This window comes from Nonomuraea sp. 10N515B, assembly GCF_052245915.1.
GTDB lineage: Bacteria > Actinomycetota > Actinomycetes > Streptosporangiales > Streptosporangiaceae > Nonomuraea.
Genome location: NZ_JBQQBQ010000116.1, coordinates 1 through 14,979, shown reverse-complemented (window position 1 = coordinate 14,979; position 14,979 = coordinate 1). Strand labels below are relative to the sequence as shown.

The window sequence follows — 14,979 nt, the reverse complement described above, 5'->3', positions numbered from 1 at the left end:
AACGATTGACGCTCACGTTGTCGCCGGGCACGAACCAGGCCAACCCCAAAACCAGCCCTGAAGATCATGGACATCGTCCATGTCGCTCATCAGGCCCTACATGCTCAGAAAAAACGTCGTCCTACAGTTGCGGACGGCGCTGGGCCGCACGCCGGTCGAGGTGACCGAGGAGGAGGCGGTAGCGATCAAGAGGCGATACGGGCTGCCTTGAGGGGGCTGGGAGCGCTGCGCCGGTGGGCGGCGTGTCGTCAGCGATACGGACGTGGCTGCGCTGGGGCCCTTGTTGACGGTCTTGACTATGTACGCGAGCACATTGCCGGGGACCGCACTCCGCTACGAGCCCTCGACCTGGCCATGAACGCCTCGGCCTTCTCCGCCGTCTCCTCGGCGACCACCTGGGGTGCCTGGGCGTTCTGCGAGATGCAGCTGCTCAAGTTAGATCGTCAAACTCTCCGTCCTTGACACCACCAAAGAATGCTTGAAGTTCAGAACGAGTAAAAGCCAAGACAGGCCCGGTTGGGTTCTCGCTGTCGCGGAAGAGCACCAAGGGTCCTCGGTCGGCCTTGTGGGGTGCATCCGCTGGGGCGCCGTCGGAGAGCGCGACCTCTACACAGCCGTTGCCGCCGTCGCTCCGCCGACTCTTCCGCCAGATGAGAGTGGTGGGATCGATTGGACTCGTGTGCATGTCTGGCAGATCCTCTTTCATCTATAGACGGCCAACCACTTCTGAGATCAGCTCTACCGATTCGTGTGGGCTAAGCGCCATTGCACGCATTTGGTCAAAGGCGAGGCTATAGCGGTGAACCTCCCTATCGTCCTCAATCCAGAGGCTGCTCGTCATGGTCTCGATGTAGACCACGTCAGGGTCGTACACCTCGGGAAACGACAGGATGGAGAACGGGGTGTTGGCCCCTGGGTGGGCGCCGACGGAGCTGGCCAGGACCTGGATCGTCACGTTGGGCAGTTCCGACAGTTGGATCAGAGACTCGCACTGGGCTCTCATGATGTCCGCACCGCCGATCAGGCGATGAAGGGCGGCTTCATCCAGGACCATCCAGATGCTGAGGGGGCTGTCCAGATGGAGGATCCTCTGCCGCGTCATGCGGATCTCGACGCGACGATCAACCTCAGAAGCGGACGTGAACGGGACCAGGGCCGCCTTGATGACCGCCCGTGCATAGTCCTCGGTTTGCAGGAGGCCGTGGATGAGAGTTTGAGAGAAGCACCGGATGGCGGTGGCCTCAGATTCCAGGCTGATGTAGTTCGCGTAGTCGGTTGAGATCGTCTCGTACGTATCCCACCAGCCGCGCTGCATAGCGGTTCGCGCGAGATCCGTGAGAGCGTCACGCCTGGAGCCCGATACGCCGTAGAGGTCGAGAAGCGCCGCAAGATCGCCGGTCCGTACCCCGACCTGCGCTGTCTCGATGCGGCTGACCTTGCTGACGGACCACCCAAGCCGTTCGCCAGCCTGCTCGCCCGTGAGTCCAGAACGTTCCCGCAAGACGCGGAGCTCTGCTGCGAGTCTGCGGCGGCGGAGCGTGGGACCTCGCCCACCAGCCATTGTCAACCTCCTCTCAGCGTGTGGCCCACCAGTCTTCCGTACGTCGCAGACCTGTGCATCGCATGCAGCCAAGAGAATCGAGTAGCAAATTTGCAGTTCTGCTTGCACTGACTGTCTGAGTCAGTGCAAGCTTCGATTACACACCGTGACTGCTGTGTCACACCGGGATGTACCAGGCAATCCACGCCGTGCGATCGACGTGTGGATGCGAATGTCCTGTGTACGACCGATGGTTCCGAGGAGGTGGCGTGATGCGCGAAGTGTTCCTGGCCGAGTTGGTGTTCCCTGGGGTTTCGCGTTCTGTGTCGACAGCCCGGCATTGTGTCGGGCACGTCCTGACGATGGCGGGGCATCTCGACGTAAGCGGTGCTCAGCTGGTGGTCAGCGAGTTGATCGGGAATGCCGTAGTGCATACCATCTCGGGCCTGCCCGGTGGGCTCGTCGCAGTGGACATCACGGCAGTCGGTGACGACCTGGCCCGGATCGATGTAATCGACGGCGGCTCGGCTACGGTTCCCCGGATGCGCGAGCCGACCGAGACAGATCCTCGGGGGCGCGGCTTGCGGATTGTCGAAGAGACGGCGGTCAGGTGGGGCGTGCGTGGCGACGCCTGCGGAGGGACCGCGGTGTGGGCGGAGGTGCTCACAGTCGAAAGCACACCGGCCGGCGCGGCTGACCTGTCCGTCTGCAATGTGGCGTCGTAAGGGTGAGTAGCAAGAACTCAGCCAGCGGTGGCCTTGGCATAGTGGAACACATCCGGTGGGAGCGGGTGGTTCAAGCGCCAAACGAATCGGATCGGCCGCTCACCGGCGTGGCTGACGTAACGCATAGGACCTGCATAGGTGTACGGCGGAGCCCCTAGTCCCTCGTCTCGCTTGGACTCTCGGATCAGCAGGTGAACCGTGGACTCGCCAGTCAGGTATCGACGAGCAGTAGGAGTAGAGGAACGGAGAGTACTCTGCGATTCCCACTGGAACAGCTCTTCGGTTATTGCCCGGTCGTGGTAAAGCGTCGTGGGAGAGTAGTGGTCCTCCGACTTGTCGATCGTGACGAAGAACAGGTCTGCTTGGTGCTCTTCGACGTACTTGACGCCTTCGCGCATGTAGGCCGGCCTGTCGATGCCGAAGGCGGCCAGCACCTCGTTCTTGCTGTAGCGGGCATGGATACGCAGGGGCACGATCGGGTCCAGCGTCGGGGCGACATGGCGGATTCCCGAGTGCAGCACTGCCGCCAGCTCGCGAAGCTCCGCGGCGCGGGCGCCCGTGAGTTGCGCAAGCCGGGCTTCCATGCCGGAGACAGGCTGGGTGCCGCCCCACAACATCGCATCCAACATGGCTAGGAGACGTAGCTCACGAGGTGACTGCGGAGTTCGCCCATTCAGCACCTCGGTCATGAAGGCGAGGCGCTCGACATCATCGATGTGCAGCATCCGACCGAAAGCACGCCCGAGCCCTTCGTCGGGAGGTGTTGCTTCGATACCCGCGGTGTGTCGCAGGTACGCCCACCCCTGCCGCCGTCGATAAAGGTCCTCCACGTCCAGCCCAGTCTCCTCCAGGAACTTGGACAAACTGACGTCGCCGAGTTCGCGAAGCTCGCCCGCCAGATCTCTCCAATTCAGGTTGAGCGCCTGTCGTACATTCTCAAGCACCAGCCGGCGCACATCACGGTCAAGGTCGATCACGCAGCCGGCGGGCAGAGTCGGAAAGCCTTGCTCGATCTCGCGGGCAATTCCGGTACGACTGGCACCGGTGAGCGCCCGATAACGTCGATCGAACCGGAACTGCTTGTGTTGATGGCCAACGAAGTCCAGCACGGTCAGGCACGGCTTGTCGTCGGCCAACCGCAGGCCCCGGCCGAGCTGTTGCAGGAAAACGGTGGCACTGTCGGTGGGGCGCAGGAAGAGGACGGTATCGATCTCGGGAACGTCGACGCCTTCGTTGAAGAGATCAACGGTGAACACCGCGTTGATCCGGCGTTCTCTCAGATCGCGCAATGCTCGGGAGCGCTCCTCCGACGAGCTGTGCGCGGTGACGGCGATCGAGGGTAGCCCGGCCTGGGTGAAGCGGTCGGCCATGAAGCGGGCGTGGTCAATACTCACGCAGAAGCCGATGGCCCGCATTTTCCCGATGTCGCCAATCTTGCGCTCCAGCGTCTCTAACACGACGGCGACGCGGCGGTCGTTGCCTGTGTAGACGCGGGCCAACTGGTTCGTGTCATAGCCCTGGCCTCGGCGCCAGCCAACCTCGCGCAGATCGGTGCCATCGTGGACGCCGAAATACTGGAACGGGGACAGTAGCCCACGCTCCAGCGCCTCCCACAATCGCAGTTCGGCGGCGATGCGACCGCCGAACCAGTGCTTGATGTCTTGTCCATCGGCGCGTTCGGGGGTCGCTGTGAGCCCGAGCAGCACTTTCGGGCGCACAGCGGACAGCAGTCGACGGTACGTCGAAGCTTCAGCGTGGTGGAACTCGTCCACGATCACCATGTCGAACGCGTCAGGCTCTGGCAGCGAGTTGGCGTGGAGCGATTGGATCGAGGCGAACACGTGCCGCCATTGCTCCGGATGGGAGCCACCAACGTACAGCTCGCCGAACGTCTCATCACGCATTACCTGCCGGAAGGTGAGCAGGCTCTGCCGCAAGATCTCCTCACGATGGGCAACGAACAAAAGTGAGTCGGTCTGCCCAGCAGCACGCAGCCGCCGATAGTCCAGGGCGGCGACCATGGTCTTGCCTGTACCCGTGGCCATGACGACCAAGTTCTGCTGTCGATTGTGGATATGGCGTTCGGCAGCAAGCTCGTCGAGTATCTCCCGCTGGTATGAGTAGGGGCGGATGTCGACATGGGCGAAGTCGATAACGACGGATCGGTCGCCGGACCGCTCGGCAGACAGCGCGCGATCGAGCCGTTCGGCATCCTGTGCCGGATCATACGGTTCGAAAGACGGATCGGCCCAATAGTCGTCGAATGTGGCGGTGAACGTGTCGATCAGGTGTGGTTGCTCGGCTTGGGCGAGCCGCACGTTCCACTCGAGTCCATGGCTGAGCGCCGTCTTGGACAGATTCGAGGAGCCGACATAGGCCGTGGACAAGCCGCTGGCACGATGGAACAGCCACGCCTTGGCATGCAGTCTGGTCATCCGTGTGTCGTAGGAGACACGGATCTCGGCGCCCATGGCTGCAAGCCGGTCCAACGCGAGACGATCGGTGGCGCCAATGTACGTGGTGGTCACCACCCTGAGCCGTCCGCCGTGCGCCAGCAATTCCTCGATCGCCTCCGCTAGTACCCGTACACCATTCCACTTCACGAACGCGCAGAGCAGGTCCACTCGATTGGCGGAAGCCAGCTCGCACTTGAGCTCATGCCCGATCTCCGGCTGTCCCCGGCCGTTGACCAGCAATGCGCTGCCCGTAAGCGGGATCATCGGACGCGGAGGGAACCGCACCTGACCAGCCACGTCCTTGCTCCTGGCGATCCCGAGCAGTTCCTCGGCAGCCTCCACGAGCTCTTCGGGCGCGGCCGCCTCAGGCACCAGATCACCGATCAAATCTGCAACACGGTTAACGATCTCAACCTGCCGGGCCAGTCGCACGACATCACTCTCACCCCGTACGGCTCGCAAGGCCCGGCGTGTCAACGCTGCCAGATGCCGGGCCAGCGTTTCGTGGGAGTCGGCGGCATTCAACGAGTGCCGGTCGATCAGCTCGTGGTCGGACACGGTTCGCAGCAGGGCACCCATTTCGCGGGTGATCAGATGCTCGTAGATGCCCGGCTCAAGATTGCTCACGATCGCGACTATAGGGCGCCAAGCGCCGCACCGATGCAAGAACATCGGCGGCCGTCGGCCTTCGTGGCGATAGCGAACGAGCACACAAGCCGCTCCTACTTCCAAGAAATGTGATGTTGCCCCTGCCCGCATAGTCGCGATATGTCGCGAGTGGTGAGCAACTCTAAGGAAACGTGGCGCCCAGCGAACCCCTTGACGCGAAGGTCGGGTCTCGGCTATTAATCAACTCGCCCGCGATACCGCTGGGCCCATCCATGCCAAGGCTGTCAGTTCCAACTGGGCCGTACGACGGCCAGGTTTCCTGCCTTTTCGATAGCGTTCGCCTCCGGCGACTCTCGAATGGTGGCACACATGGATTCGCAGCCGTAGGAGCATTTCTCCACGTCACTGACCAGATCTTACTCATGGAGACGGCGTACGTGGCGGATGTCTTCTTGCTGACAACCTGAGGGCGGCAGCGGGCTGAGGATGGCGAAGTTCGGGGCGATGCCTGACGACAGGCGCCACCCACAGTTCTAGTTCCTCCTCCGGACGAGGACGATGAGGCGCCCATGCTGGCTTCTGCACGCCCAGCAGGGCCGCCCCCGGCCCACTCGCTCTGCTGTGTCCATGGGGCTGCGAGCCCTTGAGGTGAGCACCTTACGGCTGTTTGCTCGTGGCGATGGAGCATTGGTCGGATTTCGTCGCTTTCACGGCATCTAGGAGTGTTGTCGATGTACTCTAGTTGCGTTGCACGTGATCAAGAGGACAGAAGTACGGGGTAGCCTTTGAGCATCAACATCCGGATCGCTGGTGACCATGCTGAGCAGGAGTTGAGGTCGTTATATGACTGGTTGCGCGATGAGCCGAACGTTCGCCAGCATGCGGAAATCCGTCTAGTTTCGAAAGAGCTCAACTCTGATGAGATGGGCGATACGCTCGATCTCATCAGCCTGATAGTCACCAGCAGCTTGCAGGTGCCTACTCTTGTCGACGTTATATCTGGGTGGATAGGGACGCGGCGAGGGCGACCGAAAGTCACGATCGAGCGAGGTGAGATGCGGGTAGAGGTTTCCGGCACAAGCGCAGAGGAAGTTGTGAAGATTCTGAATGCCATGGAGCCTGACGATTGACTCTGCCTGATATAACCAAGTCGCGTGCAGTGCTCATCGGCACGAGCAAATATATGCACATGCACGAGCTATCAGCCGTTGAGAATAATCTGCAAGCACTACAAGAGTTATTTCAACATAAGACGCTCTGGGGTCTCCCTCCGGAGAATTGCACAGTCATATCGAATCCGCAGTCACCTGCTGAAATGCTCGATCCCGTGCGGGATGCGGTCGCTTCGGCAACGGAGACATTGCTGATCTATTTCGCCGGTCATGGATTGCTTGATTCGACAGGAAATGAACTGTATTTGACGCTGTCCACGTCAGACAAAGATCGACTCTACACTGCGGTACGTTATGAACACCTAAAGAATGAACTACTCGATAGCCAGGCCCGCCATAAAGTCGTCATATTAGACTGCTGTCATAGTGGTCGCGCACTCAACATTATGAGTGGAGAAGATGATACCGGGCTCGTAGCAGACAGTGCCGCAACTAGTGGCACTTACGTAATGGCTGCGGCTATGAAGAATGCCAAAGTAACGGGTATGTATAGCGCGTTTAGTGGTGAGCTGATTGACCTGATTCAGAAGGGTGACCGCGATAAGCCGGAATACCTTACCGTCGACATGCTTTTTACGCATGCGCGAGACATATTAAGAGAAAAAGGCTTGCCGATCCCTCAGAGGCGTGACAGAGATTTCGGCGCTAATCTGAAGATTTTCTATAATATAGAATACAGCAAGCCGCCAGAGCCAACAGAGCCGCATTATGGTCCTATTAATAGCCCAAGACCTCTTCGTATATTTGCGAGCCGTCGTGAGTTGCATGATGCTGGAATTCATAGGCCGCTGCAGGCCGGCATCTGCGGTACCGCGGAGCGTGGCGGTGCCGAGTCTATAGTGGTCTCAGGTGGTTATAAGGATGATCGCGACTACGGGGATGTGATCATTTATACAGGTCACGGTGGACGCGATTCTAATAGCGGTAAGCAGATTGAAGACCAATCGCCTAAACACTTTGGTAACGCTGCCTTAATTAAGAATATCATAACGGGGTTGCCTGTACGCGTTGTTCGGGGCGCTGCTGGCAACCCTGAATATTCGCCGGACTTTGGCTATAGCTATGATGGCCTCTTTAAGGTAACCGACTACTGGACAAAGCGGAGTGTAGACGGCCCACTTGTTCTGCAGTATCGACTTGAAAAGATCTCTGATTGCGTAGATTGGGAAAAAAATAGCACGGCTACCCATGTGCCAGATCTTAATCGCTGGGAGATAATTTCCGCAGGTGTCTATGTCGACATGGCCCTATCCGACAAGCTAAAGCGGCTATACAATTACTCTTGTCAAATTTGCGACGTCGTTCTGGAAGCGCCAGGCGAGCTACGTCTTGCGTACACTGTCCATATTAAAGGACTAGGACTGCCTCACAATGGTCCGGACGCAATGGACAACATGTTGTGCCTGTGTGCCAACCACCGCGATCTTTTCAAGTATGGTGCGATTGTTATCGATGGCGATTACCAAGTCGTGAATCAGGGTGACGAGGAGCCGCTTGGTGTATTGACTGTGAGGCATGAAATCAATAGGGAATATATACGTTACCATCGTGAGCATCACGTGAATCTATATCCCCGCGATAGATAAGGTTGCTGTTCCCTCGGTACGGCAGTTGCGGTTCGCGTTTGAGGATGGGTTGTTCCGTTGCTGATGTGGGGTGGGGGGTACGGCGGTGTGTCGCCGGGGCGTGGGAACGGCAACCCGGCGAGGATCACGGATGTGAACTCGACAACCCTCGGGCCCGTGGTGGCCGTACAGGCGAGCCTAGCGGCTGGCGGCGATGTTGACCCGCAGGCATGGCACATCGGTTTCAAAGAGGCGATTGCCCAGGTTGCCCACTGTTTCTCTCGGAAAGATCTGCGCAGGAATGCGGAGGACTACTGCTGTACTAGACGTCGAAGCTGGCGATCCATTCGTTGATGAACTTCGATGCCTTGACGGCGAGAACGACATCCTTCCTCGGCGCGGGTCCGAGACTCTCGACAACCAATTCAGGTGATACGGGTTCCCCTGCAATGACGAGGTAGCACCCTAGGCCGTCACTCATTTGACGTGCCATCGAGGAGACAAACGCGTTGCGGCGGAATCTGTTACAGAGCAACAGTAGGTTCTGCTGTTCTGGTTCTGCTCTTAGCTGTCTCAATGCGTCTTCGTAGTCGATCAACGAATCGACTACGATAGGCGAAGCGTTTGCCCGATTCAGCCGTAGCTCGTACCTATCGCCATCAGTATGTGTTGTCACCTGGCATGGCAGAAGGGATTCGTCGGCCAGATTGACCAATTCGAGATTATGCACTGCTCACCTCGGCACGTAGTTGGGGTTCGGAATCCAGACGTCGTCCGCACTCCCGTATTTGCCTGGCTTCCAGCCTCCTCTGATCTGCGATGGATCGATCCGTTTGAACACCACCTCCTGCTCGCCTCTGAGGTGTTGAAGCCAGGGCCGTATTTCACTTCCATGCCGTTTGCGCGGTCATCGATTTCAAAGATGTATCCCTTGTGCCAACTGCGAACCCCCTGGCCACGTTCTTGCTCTTCGAGGCGCCGATCAGGCGGTTCTCGCCGGAGAGGTGCTCTTCGATGCTCATGTCCGGGTCGCGTGCGGTCATGCCCTGCTCGAAAATTCTGTCCGTTATCCGGCCGTCTCCCCGGAACAACGGTGGCATCTCCCCCTTACGGTCGAAGTGGCGCCCGGCGCTATAGGGCGACAGCGAGGCTGACGGCTCCTCGGCCGACCCACCGGAAGCCGGACAAGAAGGCCGACGAGGGCGCACTGTTCACGGCTCTTGGGGACTGGCCCCTTCCGGAAAGGTCTTCAGTACAACCGACCCGGAGACCCAGACCACCGAACTTCCCGACCGGAACCTGTGACCTCCTCGGCAGAACGTTGCCTGGTATCTTCCGCACCACGGACCTTCACATAGGCCGCAATCCAACAGAACACTCGCGCAAGCGCTACGAGGCGATCCCCGAGGGCGGAAACCGCCACTCCCTGCCGGAAGAGCTGTCCACCCCGAACTGGATCAACCACCGGAACGGCTCCGGCGACGTCATGGGCCGCCTCTGGTGGAACCGGCCCTCGGTGACCATCCGTACGGAGTTCTACAAGCCCGAGAAGGGCCGCTACCTCCACCCGAAGGCCGATCGCCCGATCACTCACCTGGAAGCCGCCCTCCTTCAGGGCTTCCCGCACGACTACAAGTGGGTCGGCAGCAAGGTCCAGATTGCTCGGCAGATCGGCAATGCCGTCCCTGTCTGCCTTGCCATGGTCATCGCGGGCGATTTGTACAGGTATCTGTGCGCTTCCGACCCGCCCGCTCTCAACTGAGCCGGAGCACAGCCCAATGATCAGGAAGGATTCCACCGGGCGTCGGCCCACTTCCACCTGGCTGGACTGTTTGCTCTACTGCTCTCCGCCGCCAAACAGTTGCGAGAACCGCTCCTTCGTCTGAGCAGCGGCACTCCGTGCGGCTAGCCATGTGCTGAACCTACGTGACACCGTGTCGAGCCGCGAGGGAACGAAGCTCTGGGAGCGTGGATCCAGGGGCGTACAGCATGGTGGTGATGAGCGCTGCTACCGACGGCCTGGCGACCTCCGCAGGCGCTATCCGTTCAGCCAGGATCAGCGCTTGGACGGCCTGAGCACGGCTTTGTGATCGCGTGGCTCGAACCGGAGAACTTTCCCATGCTGCGCTCGTTCGAGCGCGACTTCCGAGACGCCGGCGTGCCGGCCTCGTTCATCCACTTCGAGCGGTTCGGCTTCCGATGACTCATCCGGCGCCCGCCGCAGCGGGCAAGATCTTTGATCGTTACCGCCCTGGACCATCACGGATCATGCGGCCTCCCACCCGTAAGGCATCATCGATATGTGCGCGTGGACCCACACAGTCATATGGATATGCGGAGGCGGGATCTCATGAACGAGTCTGAGTGCGTGCCCTTGGCCGACTACATCCGAGCACTGCGCGATCAGTTGGAAACGGCACAGCAAGAAGGGCGTGCCCGCGGGGTCAAGTTCGCCGTCGGGGCTGTGGAGTTGGAGTTCGAAGTCGCCGTGACCAAGGAAGTGGACGGCAGCGGCGGGCTGAAGCTGTGGGTGTTCGAACTAGGCGCGGCTGGCAAGAGGAGCGGTGCCCAGACCCAGAGGGTCCGGATGACTCTCACGCCCACCGATGAGGAGGGCCGTCCGCTCTCGGTGACCGACCGGCTGTCCGAACTCCCACGCTGAAAGGGTGCCTCGGGTGGCCGGCTCGCTCGTCAGACGGTGCGTCGAAGTTCTGGTCCAGCGCGAGGGCGAGACGGGGTACGGCTCAGGCCTGCGGCTCGCGACGTCTTTGGTGGTGACAGCCGGGCATGTCGTCGACGGCGGGAGCCTGATCAAGGTCCGGCTGTTCGGAGGGGCGTCCGACGAGATCACCGTGGATGGGCACACCATATGGAGGGGCGACCACGTAGACATCGCGTTCATCGAACTCAGCCCGGACATCGATCTTGACGAGGTCGCCCCACTGGCCATCGGTGTCGTTTCGGAAGAGGCCGACGGGCGGCTCCCGTTCACCGCGATCGGATATCCACGCCACCAGACCTGGCGGGACACCGACACGGCGACGTGGCGCGACAGCGACCAGATCGACGGCGTGATCCCGTTGGGGTCGAGCGTGAAGCGGGGGCGCTTGGTCCTGCATCGTGCGGATGGGCGCGTTCTCGAGGCACGTGACTGGAGCGGTTTCTCCGGCGCCGCGGTCGTCTGCGGGGGCGCGGCCGTCGGCGTCGTCGTGGAATCTGCGCACTCCGGCGGGCTGGAGGCCGTACGACTGGGCTCCGCTGTCGGCACGTACGAGCCGCGTGCGGAAGGCGAACGAGAGCCCGATTCGAGCACGGCCGCCGCACGCGCGCTCCTGGCCGGCTTCGGCGTCACACCGAGACCGATCACCGTCCACTCCCCTGAGGAGCGGCGACGTCCGGCCTACGACGCCCTGCTGCGCCAGTACGCGGCACGCTGTCCGGAACTGATCGGTCGCGAGCAGGAGCTTGCCGATCTCATGGCGTTCGCGACCGGGCAGGAGCCGTACCTGTTGCTCGTCGCTCCTCCCTGGGCTGGGAAGACATCGCTGGCCACGCACTTCGCCACGGGTTCTCACCCGGAGGTGGACGTGGTGTCGTTCGTCATCTCCCGGCGCGACGGGCAGATGCGTGTACAGCAGTTTCACCGTGCGGTGTGCGAGCAACTGGCGGCCTTGCTCGGCGAGTTTCCGCCCGCCGAACCGGACGCGGCCGTCTTCCTCAGTCTCTGGGAACGCGCGGTGACCGACCACGAGCGGCGCGGACGTTCCCTGGTGTTGATGGTGGACGGTCTGGACGAGAACGACTTCAGGGAACTGGCCGAGCCCAGCATCGCCTCGCAACTGCCGGCGGACCTGGGAGCCACCGCGCACGTCCTGGTGACCAGCCGCCACCCAGGCGTGCCCCTGGACGTGGATGAGAGCCACCCCCTGCGTGTCTGTCGCCGTCATGTGCTGGCGCCCTTTCCCGCGGCAAGGAGCCTGCTCCTGCGCGCCCGCCAAGAACTGGACCACGTTCTCACCGAGCCGCTGCAGCGCCGGATCCTGACCACGATGGCGGTGGCCCACGGCGCACTGAGCACCAGGGACATCACCTCCATCACCCACGATGACCACCTGGTCGTCCGCCGGACAGTGGAACGGAGTCTCTCCCGCGTGGTCGAGCTGCGGCCCGGCTCGGTGACCCGGTACACGCTGGCGCACGACACCTTGGCCGCCACCGTACGGGAGGATCTGGAGCAGGAGGAGGTGGCACACATCCGCACCTCCATCGACAAGTGGGCCCTCGGGTTCGCCGAGGCCGGATGGCCTGACGAGACCCCGGACTACCTGACCGAGGCCTATCCGACCCTCCTGCTCACCGAGGGCGCCGGCCGGACGCTGGCCGCGCTGGCCTCCCCCGAACGGCGCGCCCTGCTCCGCCGCCGGTCCGGCGGCGATTTCGCCGCGCTGTCCGAACTATCCAACACGGCCAAGCTGCTCGCGGCGACCCCGGACTGCGACCTCACGACGCTGGCCAGGGTCTCCCTACTGAGGGAGCGCGTCCAAGACGAGACGCGCAATGTGCCCTCTTCATATCCACTGCTTCTGGTACGGCTCGGCCGCCCTGAGGAAGGCGTGCAACTGGCCCGCACACTCCAGAACTCCTATTCGCGCGCCGACGCCCTGCTGGCGATCGCGGACTGCCTGTTCGACGCCCGACAGATCGAAGCTCGGAACCTCGTCTTCGAGGCGATGGCCGTGCCGGGAAGGCTGGACATGGAGCGGGTGGATCACACGGTGCGAGCGGCCCTCGTACTGGCGCGACGCGGGGAGCCCGATGCCGCTGATATCGCACGTACCACCATCGCCGACCACTTGCAGGGCCTGTACGGGTATCAGCGAGTCTGGTCAATCATCACCGTCGTCGACCCATTGGCCGAGATCGACCCGGCACTGGCACAGACCCTGTTGGAGGAGGCCATGGAACAAGCCGATGACGAGGACCGCCCCGCCGTGTACGGCAGCCTCGCGCGGGTATGCGGCTTCCTCGGCAAGACCGACCGCCTTCTCCACCACATCGCGAACCTGGACAGAGACGGCAGAAAGGTAGCCCTGCTCCAGGCCTGTGAAGATGATTTCACCAACGGTGGGCGGCGAACCGTGCCGAAGATGCTGATCGCCGAGTTGAACCGTGAATTCTCCGAAGCGGAGCTTGTGGAATCGGCTGCCTACCAGGACGAGGATCGGGCTCTCCGAATGCTGGCGATGCTGTCCCCCGATGATGCTCCCCATCTCTTCTACAACTCGGACACGCTCGTCTACACCGCCCTCGCGGCCCACGGTCGTGACCCGCGGCAGGACGAAGCTCCGTCGAACGAGGACCTCGACGACCTTCTTGCCGCTGCCGCGGAGTCGGCGCAGAACAACGGGCACCTACCTCTGGCGGTCTCCCTGGGACGGGATATCACCAGACCCGCCACCCGAGCGGACACCCTTACGGGGATTTCGCTGACGATCCTCGACACCGGCACCCCGCAGGATGCCGATCCCTTGGTGAGAGAGATAGGCGCGGCCCTCAACGAGACCCCGAGCCGGTGGCGCGCCGGCGTACTGGCCAAAGTGGCGCTTGCCGCCAGCACCGCCGGACGAGGGGAACTGGCCGAGGCCGCCCTTGAAGCGGCCGTGCGCACAGCGCTGGAAAGCGTGGACGACTTCGAGGCCCAGCAGCAGGCGATGCTCGTGGCGGGCGTGGCGGCATGCCTTGGCCAGGTGGAACACACGCTCGCGATCGCCGCCGCATTCCAGGACGAGATGTACCAGCTCGACACCCTCCTGCACGCCGCCAGGGCCATCAAGACGGACGATCATCGATCATCCGCTCTGGGCATGCTTATCGACCTGCTGATCGAAGGCATAGAGATCTCGGAATACCCGTCCGAGCAAGGATGGCTGTCCCGGGTCATACGCGAACTCATCGAGCTTCTCCTGGATACGGGGCACGTCGACAAGGCGATGCGCCTGACGACGTACCTGGACGAGACCGACCTGCCGGCTCGTGCCCTCATCGTGCGTGCTCAACTGATGTCGAACGACATCTCCCGAACGACCTCGCTGATTCGCGAAACAGCACGTCATGCGCCCGCACGCTCCCCGTCCGAGGTCGTACGTTGGCAGGAACAGGCGGCCGCGATGATCGTCCAGATATGCGATGCCGGTTACCAGGCGCCGGCCCGCGAACTCACGACAGAGCTGATCAGAACCGCGGACATGAGCCTCACCTCGAACGATGACCGGTGGTCCCGTCCCTGGCTCGCCGCAGCGTGTCAGGCCACGGGCCTGAGCGATGAGTACACCGAGCTGCTGGACACGGCCCAGCACGCCCCTCTTGTGACGGGAGGCTTCTCGGTTACGTCCACCGTGCCGATGGAGGCCGTCATACGGCTGCGCCTATGGGATCGCTACCGTGACGAAGCCCGCCGGATGAACGAAGTGCTGGCCGAGGACGCACTCACTGACCTGGTCACGGCGATGCTCACGGCAGACCTCCTGGATGAGGCGGTCCCTCTCATCGATGACCTCACCGAGGACGCGGCCTATTGTTCGGCACTCGCCGCGAACTCCGCCTTGGCGGCCGCCGACCATCAGCTGGCCCGAGACCTGGTCAAACGGTCACTTGCTCTTGGCTTCGACGGCGAAGTGATCGTACCGTTGACCGAGCTGGAACCTCGGTGCCTGGACGAGATCGCAACACAGCTTGGGATCAGCGCCTCACCCACGACCATCTCAACTTGAGCGCATGTCACCTGGCGAGGTGTGTCAGAGAAAATGCACCAGATCGGGTCTTAAATACCCATCAGTCGCGGGAGGGGTTATAGGGGATCCTGGCGTAGTTCTCGCCGGGCTGCAACCCGGGCCTCGTGCGCGTCCTTCAGCC

Annotated in this window: 12 protein-coding genes and 1 pseudogene; 8 read left to right on the top strand and 5 right to left on the bottom strand. The window is 61.9% G+C overall.

The features are described from left to right. Nucleotides 1–79 precede the first annotated feature (79 nt). Nucleotides 80–211 carry a hypothetical protein gene (locus tag ACTWQA_RS56715; RefSeq protein WP_443167080.1) on the top strand — a complete coding sequence of 44 codons (132 nt, stop codon included), beginning with the start codon at nt 80–82 and terminating at the stop codon, nt 209–211. A gap of 219 nt (nt 212–430) precedes the next feature. Here ACTWQA_RS56715 and ACTWQA_RS56710 read toward each other — a convergent pair whose 3' ends face one another. Both ACTWQA_RS56710 and ACTWQA_RS56705 read right to left on the bottom strand, forming a co-directional pair. Next, on the bottom strand, nt 431–685 hold the full coding sequence (locus ACTWQA_RS56710) for a DUF397 domain-containing protein (protein ID WP_443167082.1): 255 nt from the start codon (nt 683–685) through the stop codon (nt 431–433). 21 nt (nt 686–706) lie between these two features. Continuing rightward, nucleotides 707–1,561 (bottom strand): helix-turn-helix domain-containing protein, encoded by an 855-nt coding sequence (locus tag ACTWQA_RS56705; protein ID WP_443167079.1) that lies wholly within the window; start codon nt 1,559–1,561, stop codon nt 707–709. A 251-nt stretch (nt 1,562–1,812) separates the two neighbouring features. Between ACTWQA_RS56705 and ACTWQA_RS56700 the strand changes: the two genes are divergently transcribed. Next, nucleotides 1,813–2,265 carry an ATP-binding protein gene (locus ACTWQA_RS56700; protein ID WP_443167081.1) on the top strand — a complete coding sequence of 151 codons (453 nt, stop codon included), beginning with the start codon at nt 1,813–1,815 and terminating at the stop codon, nt 2,263–2,265. A 17-nt stretch (nt 2,266–2,282) separates the two neighbouring features. Here the strand turns inward: ACTWQA_RS56700 and ACTWQA_RS56695 are convergent, their stop codons facing one another. After that, nucleotides 2,283–5,348 carry a DUF3427 domain-containing protein gene (locus ACTWQA_RS56695; protein WP_443167078.1) on the bottom strand — a complete coding sequence of 1,022 codons (3,066 nt, stop codon included), beginning with the start codon at nt 5,346–5,348 and terminating at the stop codon, nt 2,283–2,285. Between the two features lie 767 nt (nt 5,349–6,115). Here ACTWQA_RS56695 and ACTWQA_RS56690 point away from each other — a divergent pair. Further along, complete coding sequence (locus ACTWQA_RS56690; RefSeq protein WP_327587897.1) at nt 6,116–6,460, top strand: effector-associated constant component EACC1; 345 nt, start codon at nt 6,116–6,118, stop codon at nt 6,458–6,460. Then, nucleotides 6,457–8,088 carry a caspase, EACC1-associated type gene (locus ACTWQA_RS56685; protein WP_443167077.1) on the top strand — a complete coding sequence of 544 codons (1,632 nt, stop codon included), beginning with the start codon at nt 6,457–6,459 and terminating at the stop codon, nt 8,086–8,088. The genes ACTWQA_RS56690 and ACTWQA_RS56685 overlap by 4 nt, the downstream gene beginning before the upstream one ends. A 301-nt stretch (nt 8,089–8,389) precedes the next feature. Here the strand turns inward: ACTWQA_RS56685 and ACTWQA_RS56680 are convergent, their stop codons facing one another. After that, the gene (locus tag ACTWQA_RS56680; protein WP_443167076.1) at nt 8,390–8,665 is read right to left on the bottom strand and encodes a hypothetical protein; all 276 of its coding nucleotides are present in this window, start codon (nt 8,663–8,665) and stop codon (nt 8,390–8,392) included. 286 nt (nt 8,666–8,951) lie between these two features. Then, on the bottom strand, nt 8,952–9,110 hold the full coding sequence (locus tag ACTWQA_RS56675; protein ID WP_443167075.1) for a hypothetical protein: 159 nt from the start codon (nt 9,108–9,110) through the stop codon (nt 8,952–8,954). A 278-nt stretch (nt 9,111–9,388) separates the two neighbouring features. Between ACTWQA_RS56675 and ACTWQA_RS56670 the strand changes: the two genes are divergently transcribed. The 4 genes and pseudogenes from ACTWQA_RS56670 to ACTWQA_RS56655 all read left to right on the top strand — a co-directional run bounded on the left by ACTWQA_RS56670 (nt 9,389) and on the right by ACTWQA_RS56655 (nt 14,837). Continuing rightward, nucleotides 9,389–9,829, top strand: coding sequence for a DNA cytosine methyltransferase (locus ACTWQA_RS56670; protein ID WP_443167074.1), 441 nt, complete (start codon nt 9,389–9,391; stop codon nt 9,827–9,829). A gap of 588 nt (nt 9,830–10,417) precedes the next feature. Next, nucleotides 10,418–10,729, top strand: a complete 312-nt coding sequence (locus ACTWQA_RS56665) for a trypco2 family protein (protein WP_443167073.1) — start codon at nt 10,418–10,420, stop codon at nt 10,727–10,729. A gap of 4 nt (nt 10,730–10,733) precedes the next feature. After that, a pseudogene (locus ACTWQA_RS56660) lies at nt 10,734–11,210 on the top strand (trypsin-like peptidase domain-containing protein); the annotation flags it as partial. 333 nt (nt 11,211–11,543) lie between these two features. Then, nucleotides 11,544–14,837 (top strand): hypothetical protein, encoded by a 3,294-nt coding sequence (locus ACTWQA_RS56655; RefSeq protein WP_443167083.1) that lies wholly within the window; start codon nt 11,544–11,546, stop codon nt 14,835–14,837. Nucleotides 14,838–14,979 lie beyond the last annotated feature (142 nt).